This window comes from Streptomyces sp. (genome assembly GCF_035563135.1).
Classification (GTDB): Bacteria; Actinomycetota; Actinomycetes; order Streptomycetales; family Streptomycetaceae; genus Streptomyces.
Map to the genome: position 1 here is coordinate 1 of NZ_DATMVN010000592.1, position 4,998 is coordinate 4,998.

4 protein-coding genes and 1 pseudogene are annotated in these 4,998 nt (G+C 69.1%); 4 read left to right on the plus strand and 1 reads right to left on the minus strand.

Annotated features, from left to right (window positions below; genetic code table 11):
- Positions 1–354 precede the first annotated feature (354 nt).
- Together VN520_RS26450 and VN520_RS26460 are read left to right on the plus strand one after the other, a co-directional pair.
- Complete coding sequence (locus VN520_RS26450; protein ID WP_325749458.1) at positions 355–1,278, plus strand: oxygenase MpaB family protein; 924 nt, start codon at positions 355–357, stop codon at positions 1,276–1,278.
- A 561-nt stretch (positions 1,279–1,839) separates the two neighbouring features.
- Positions 1,840–2,714: pseudogene (locus VN520_RS26460) on the plus strand (transposase); the annotation flags it as partial.
- Between the two features lie 16 nt (positions 2,715–2,730).
- Here the strand turns inward: VN520_RS26460 and VN520_RS26465 are convergent.
- Complete coding sequence (locus VN520_RS26465) at positions 2,731–3,330, minus strand: class I SAM-dependent methyltransferase (RefSeq protein WP_325749456.1); 600 nt, start codon at positions 3,328–3,330, stop codon at positions 2,731–2,733.
- Positions 3,331–3,652: 322 nt separating this feature from the next.
- Here VN520_RS26465 and VN520_RS26470 point away from each other — a divergent pair, with 322 nt between their 5' ends.
- Positions 3,653–4,063 carry a roadblock/LC7 domain-containing protein gene (locus VN520_RS26470; RefSeq protein ID WP_325749459.1) on the plus strand — a complete coding sequence of 137 codons (411 nt, stop codon included), beginning with the start codon at positions 3,653–3,655 and terminating at the stop codon, positions 4,061–4,063.
- Positions 4,064–4,167: 104 nt separating this feature from the next.
- Positions 4,168–4,998 (plus strand): DUF6397 family protein (locus VN520_RS26475; RefSeq protein WP_325749457.1); only part of this gene is annotated, 831 nt, incomplete at its 3' end.

The following is a 4,998-nucleotide window of genomic DNA, read 5'->3' on the forward strand; positions in this document are numbered from 1 at the left end:
CCTCGGCGTACGGCTCAAGACCGAGTGCGGCGCACGCGGCCACGTAGTCGTCCCCGAGCACACCGGGGAACCGCGCGGGAGTCAGCAGTACCGCGGTCAGCACAAACAGCGTGTCACCGTCGGTGACCGTGTCGTCCGTCCCTGCCACAGCAGCCACCCTCGTCCCTGATCGCTCGTACCGTCGGCGCACCTTACTACTCGGTAACCGTGTCGTCGAGGGCCTGACAAGCGTCAACGGACACCTGCCCGAGGGGGCGCGGCCGGCCGCGGGCACCCGCCACGAGACCCTCGTACCGTGGTGCCGGTCTGTCCGGCACACGTAGGGTTGTGCCTCCGGCCGACGAGGGGGACAGCATCGTGAAGCGGTACCAACGCCTGAAGGAGATCCAGCGCCTGGATCCGGAGCGGGACTTCCTGGAGATCTACCGGCTCACCGTGTCGTACGAATTCCCCTGGGACATCACCCGCGCACTCGAACTCGCCCTGTACCGCACGTACGCCGTTCCCAGCATCGGCCGACTGCTCGCGCGGACCGGGGAACTGACGGAACGTTCACAGAAGAGGTACGACGACACCGCACTTCTTCTCGACACCGTCGTCGAGCACGGCTTCGACAGCGAGGCGGGCCGTACGGCGGTCCGGCGGATCAACCGGATGCACCGCAGCTATGACATCAGCAACGACGACATGCGCTACGTGCTGTGCACGTTCGTCGTCACCCCCAAGCGCTGGCTGGACACGTACGGATGGCGCGGACTGTCCGGTCACGAGGTGCGAGCCTTCGCCGCGTACTACCGCACCCTCGGCGCTCGTATGGGCATCCAGGACGTGCCGCAGACCTACGAGGACTTCGAGCGGACCCTCGACTCCTACGAGAAGGAGCACTTCGGTTGGGACGAGGGCGCACGCACGGTCGCCGACGCCACGCTGGCCCTGATGGGCTCCTGGTATCCGCGCCCGCTGGCCCCCGTGGTCCGCAAAGCCAGCCTCGCTCTGCTCGACGACTCGCTGCTGCGGGCGTTCCGGTACGAGCGGCCGGGTCCCCTCGCGCGCGGGCTGACCCATGGCGCCCTGCGCCTGAGGGCCCGCGCCGTGCGGCTCCTGCCGCCGCGCTCCACTGCTCATTACGCCCGTCAGAACCCTGAGATCAAGGGGTACCCGGACGGCTACGAGGTCGCCCGGCTCGGCACGTTCCCCACTCCTGGCGTGCGCGGCTGCCCGGTGCCGCACGGCAGGACTTCGGACGCACCGGCTGAGGGGACCGGGGCGGCCGGCTGAGCAGCAGCGGTCGCACAGCGGGGACCGCGCGACCCGGAGAAACGGACGCTGCTCAGCTTGTCGTTCAGCGTCTCCCGTCGAACGAGGCCCGTACTTGGCCGGGGTTCTCCCTGTTCACCGGACGTGTGCGAGGGCGGGGCCTCTCATTGAGGGCACCGTGATCCGCCTGACGGCCGAGAAGCTGCCCAGTGGAGGGGTGAACAAGCCGGTCCGGCTCTGGTGCTCCGGTACCGGCTCCGGCTCGCCCGCCCCCTGGCTGCCGCCCTTTGCCGGTCCTGGGAGAAGCCGGCTGAACCGAACAGGCCCAGGCAGGTCCGGGTCCTCCAGGGAGTTCAGAAACCCGCGCGTGAAGGTGGGCTCCCCAGCCGGTGCACCAAAACCTTCGCAGTCGGGTCCGGGGCGGCCTCCGGATCCGAAGGGCCAGCGACCGGCACCCCCGTCACGAGCCGGGTGAGTCCTTGCTGCTGGCGAGGCATACACCCGGTCGGTCCGCCAGAGGAGGGCTGATCTGTAGCGGCAGAAGCGTGGCACTTCACCACACACCAGACATGGCACCTGCTCGGCCGGACCGACATGGGCCGGCTGCGGAAAGTGCTGACCGGGCTGCCGCTGCCGCGTTTCCATGGTGGGCGCCTGGTACTGGCGGTCGATGTATTGGTGTGCCGCTGTGGCGTCGTTCGGACGCTCCGTACTCGGCGGAGCGGCTGTTCCGCCATGTCTACGGCCGCGGGAAGACGGCATCACAGTCCATCCCGGGCCGGCCCTATTCGTTCGTCGCTGTGCTGGAGCCGGGCGTCACGTCCCGGACCGCCATCCTGGACGCGGTCCGGCTCGGCCCGGCGGACGACGCGACCGCGTGATGCGTCTGCCGAAACCACCGGGAACGCACGGCGTCAACGGTCGACCGTCCAAGCACGGCCCTGGGTTCTGCTTCACCAAGCCGGAGACCCGGCCCGAGCCTGCCATCACCACCGCCGCGGAGACCACCGACTACGGCAAGGCCGAGACCCAGGCGTGGGACCGGGTCCACCCAAGGCTCACCCATGGCTCGACCACGAAGATGAACTGCGATTCGTGAAAGGTGTGTTGATCAGGCTGAAGGTCGAGCATTCATCGAAGGACCGGGATGCCCCGCCGGTGTGGTCGGTCCCCAGGACGGGCGCCACCCTGGAGGACGTGGAACGCTTCTGGCAGGCATTTCTCCGCCGTTTCGATCTGGAGCACACCTTTCGCTTCGCGAAGCAGACTCTCGGCTGAACCACTCCGGAACTCCGCGCTCACCCCGCCTGCCCGACCTGTGTTCCCGGACCCCGAGGAGCAGGCCCCGGACGGCCATCCGGCGCCAAGGACGAACATCGAGCACCCCGCTACGACGTCGGCAGGACCGTCAAACGCCCGAGACCCTCAAGGCCATCGGCAGGCCCGGAAGATCTTGGTGGATAAAGACCGAGCTCAGCCGGTCCGTACGGCCAGTGCCAGGAAGCGGCTGTCCTCGTCGGTATAGGTGTCCAGCTGCCAGCCCGCCTCTGCCAGCAGCGGCGCGAGACGGGGCTCGGCCCTCAGATCGTCGCCCGAGAGGCACCTGCCGTGGCGCGCGGCCAGCGCTGCCCGTCCGACGGGGTGGAACAGGGCAAGCCGCCCACCCGGGCGCACCACCCGCGCCAGCTCCGCCAGCCCTTGCTCCGGACGTGGCAGATGTGAGATCAGCCCTGCAGCGAAGACCGCGTCGAGTGTCCCGGCGCGCAGCGGAAGACGTACGACATCCGCCATCAGCAGAGCGCCGCTGGCTCCTCTCCCCGCCCGCAGGGCCGCATGCAGCATCGCGGGCGTCAGGTCGGCCCCGAGCACCGTCCCACCGGGCCCGACCGCTGTGCGCAGGGCCTGCAGTGCCCGCCCCGTACCGCAGCCCGCGTCGAGCACGGCGCCACCCGGACGCAGACCGAGCTCGCCGACGGCGGCGGCATAGGCGGGGCCGTCGTCGGGGAAACGGCTGTCCCATTCCGCCGCCCGAACGGAGAAGAAGTCCTGGACGTGTGTGTGATCGTCGGCCATACGGACATGATCGCGCAGTCCGCACCCGAGCGAAACGACACGAAGCGCCGCACAGGCTCGAACGTTGCCTGGCCGTCCGGAAACCTCCCGGGCGCCGCCCGTCCTTTTCGATCCGGTCGGCAGGCCCTACGTGAGGCGAGGCCCCCGAAGCGCTGTTCATATCCAAGTCGCGCTCCGGAAGCGGGTATTCCGCGGCGGGTGGTCCTGTGGCGCGAAGCAACGCCCCTGGAGCAAGGAGGCGCTTGCCCGCAGGAGAGCCGTACGCAAGGCTTACGACGAAAGCGCGGGACACGGGGAACGGATGAACGGGGAGGACGAGCACATGGCGCTGGACCGGGGACTTGACTGGCTCCTTGACGATCTCACCAGCCGGGTGGAGCACATCCAGCACGCGCTGGTGCTGTCGAACGACGGGCTGGTGACCGGCGCCAGCACAAGCCTGGCCCGGGAGGACGCGGAACATCTGGCGGCGGTCTCGTCCGGACTGCAGAGCCTGGCTCGCGGATCGGGGCGGCACTTCGGGGCTGGAAGAGCACGCCAGACCATGGTGGAGTTCGACGAGGCGCTGCTCTTCGTGACCGCGGCGGGGGACGGCAGCTGCCTGTGCGTACTCACTGCCGCCGAAGCCGACGTCGGCCAGGTCGCCTACGAGATGACCCTGTTGGTGAACCGGGTGGGCGAACACCTCGGCGTGACGGCACGGCAGGACGTGGAGAGCGCCGACCGTATCTGACCTGCAGCTTCTGTGGACGCGAAGTTATCCACAGGCTCGGCGAGCGATTCCTCCCTGCTTTACCGTGGTCACACAGGGTATTCGACCTCACGGGGGAGGAAGTCATGACCGTTTCGGAAGCCGCTCACCCGCGCACCGGTGGCACGGCGGCATCTGTGTGCGTGTCCGCGGGACGCGCAGCTCAGGAACTGGGGTTGAAGCGGGGTGAATTCGATCTCGCCCTCCACCTGGGCCTGATCGGGACGGAACCGGCGAAAGAGGGGACGAGGCCGCGGGTGCGTCAGGAGGAGATCGACCGGTTGCGCGCACTGCCGGGGTTCCCCGAATCGCTTCGCGACCAAGTGCGTACAGCGGGCACGGCGGAAGGCGCCACGCTGCTCGGAGTCAGCCCTGTGCGCTTCACCGGCCTGGCCCGCATCGGGTGCGTCTCGCCGGTGGCGTTCTATCTGAACCGCTACCGCGCGGTGGTCTGGCTCTACCTGGTGGACGAGCTCATCGACTTCGCCGCGAGGGAACCTGAGCTGGTCGCGGGGAAGAGTCCGGTGGGGATGCGGACGATGCTGGAGGCCGGTACCGACTGGCGTGCGCGTAACTGGCGTTCACGCAGGATCGACCGGTTGCTGGGCCGTGCGGAGGACCCGTGGGCACGCGCGGCCCTGCAGGCATCCGCTCTGGACCCGGTCCAGCTCGCGGAGGTGGTGGAGGATCCCTACGAGCGCGCCTACCTGGCTCGGATGCAGCCAGGGGCCGCCCTCGGGCGCCCGGGCTCCGTATCGGGGAGGGAGGCCATGGCGAGGCTGATGCTGGCGGACGATCCGGACGAGATCCTCTGGCGCCGGGTGAATCTGACACTGGAGTTGGAGCGAGCGCGTGAGATCCGCCCCGCTCCATGTCCTGGATACGACCCCGCGTCGAGCCTGGCTCCGGACCGGCCG

Coding starts and splice junctions, on each gene's coding strand:
- VN520_RS26470 (WP_325749459.1), top strand. CDS start 3,653: ATGGCGCTGGACCGGGGACTTGACTGGCTCCTTGACGATCTCACCAGC.
- VN520_RS26465 (WP_325749456.1), bottom strand. CDS start 3,330: ATGGCCGACGATCACACACACGTCCAGGACTTCTTCTCCGTTCGGGCG.